Genomic DNA, 1235 nt, shown 5'->3' with positions numbered 1-1235 from the left:
GACTTCGGCGGCGGTCTCGACCTCCAGCCGGGCATCCTCGATCGCGCGGATCAGGCCGGCAGCCGTCTGCGCCGCCTCGCGCATCGCGACCGCCGACTGTTCGGCGGCAGCGGCGACTTCGCTGGTCTTGCCCAGCATCCCGCGCGCGGCAAGCGATGTCGCGCCGGTCTGCGCACGCACATCGCCGCCCTGCGCCGCGGCCTGTTCGATCAGGGTGGAGATCGAATCGCGGAACATGGTCGTCCGCTCGCGGCGCAGGTCGGCGTGACGCTGACGCTCGATCCGGTGGATGTGCGACGCCAGCACATCGGCCTCCAGCATCGCCACGCGGCAGATGATGTCGTTCAGGCGGCGGCAGGCGGCGTGATCGTCGCCGGCATGGGCCGCGACCATCTCCATGGTTACCGTGTGCGAGAAGGACAGCGAGGCGAACTGCGCCGACAGCGATACGCCCGCTGCGATCGCCCGGGCGATATGATCGCGCGCGGTGGCGATCCACGCGTCGCCGGCGATGTCGCCGTATTTCGCGCGGGTGTAGGCGACCCCTTGCGCCTTCAGCACCGCGACCGCGTCGGCATCTAGCCGGGCCGCGACCGGGGCAGCGGCGGGTTGCGCCAGATAATGCCGCCAATACGTTTCGATGATCTCGGTTTCGCGACCGGCGATGGCGGCTGCGACCGCGGCGCAACCGGGGCGCAGGTCGCCGTCCCAGTCGTAATGCGCGATCAGTGTTGCGGGATCGCGGTCGTCATGAACGGTCATCGCTGGTGTCCTACGCCGCGACCTTGGTCACGAAATCCCCGGTATTGCCACGCAGCATGTCGAGCTGCCCCTCCAGCGCGCTGAAGCCCGATCCGACCCGGTCGATATCGGCGGCGACGGTTTCGGTGTCCTGGCGGATGGCGGCGATGGTCGCCGACATCGAATCCGCGGCCAGCGCGGTTTCGTCCACGCTGGCGGTGATCGCAGTGACGGTCGTCGCCTGCGCCTCCATCGCGTGGCGGATGCGATCGGCCGAATCCTGGACTTCGACGACGGTCGCCTTGATGCTGGCGTTGGTATCGACGGTCATCCGCGTCGCGGCCTGAATGGCGGCGATCTTGGCGGCGATGTCGTCGGTCGCGCGCGCGGTCTGGTTGGCGAGGCTTTTCACTTCCTGCGCGACGACCGCGAAGCCGCGCCCGGCGTCGCCCGCCCGTGCCGCCTCGATCGTGGCGTTCAGCGCCAGCAGGTTG

Annotated in this window: 1 protein-coding gene and 1 pseudogene; both read right to left on the bottom strand. The window is 69.4% G+C overall.

From position 1 onward, the window contains the following. Positions 1-762: pseudogene (locus ASE86_RS15550) on the bottom strand (chemotaxis protein); the annotation flags it as partial. 10 nt (positions 763-772) lie between these two features. After that, the coding region (locus ASE86_RS15545; RefSeq protein WP_235524151.1) for a methyl-accepting chemotaxis protein at positions 773-1235 on the bottom strand (463 nt) is incomplete at its 5' end.

The sequence above is a fragment of the Sphingomonas sp. Leaf33 genome, from assembly GCF_001421785.1.
Classification (GTDB): domain Bacteria; phylum Pseudomonadota; class Alphaproteobacteria; order Sphingomonadales; family Sphingomonadaceae; genus Sphingomonas.
The sequence above is the reverse complement of the archived record's forward strand: the minus strand, read 5'-3'. Positions and strand labels throughout refer to the sequence as shown.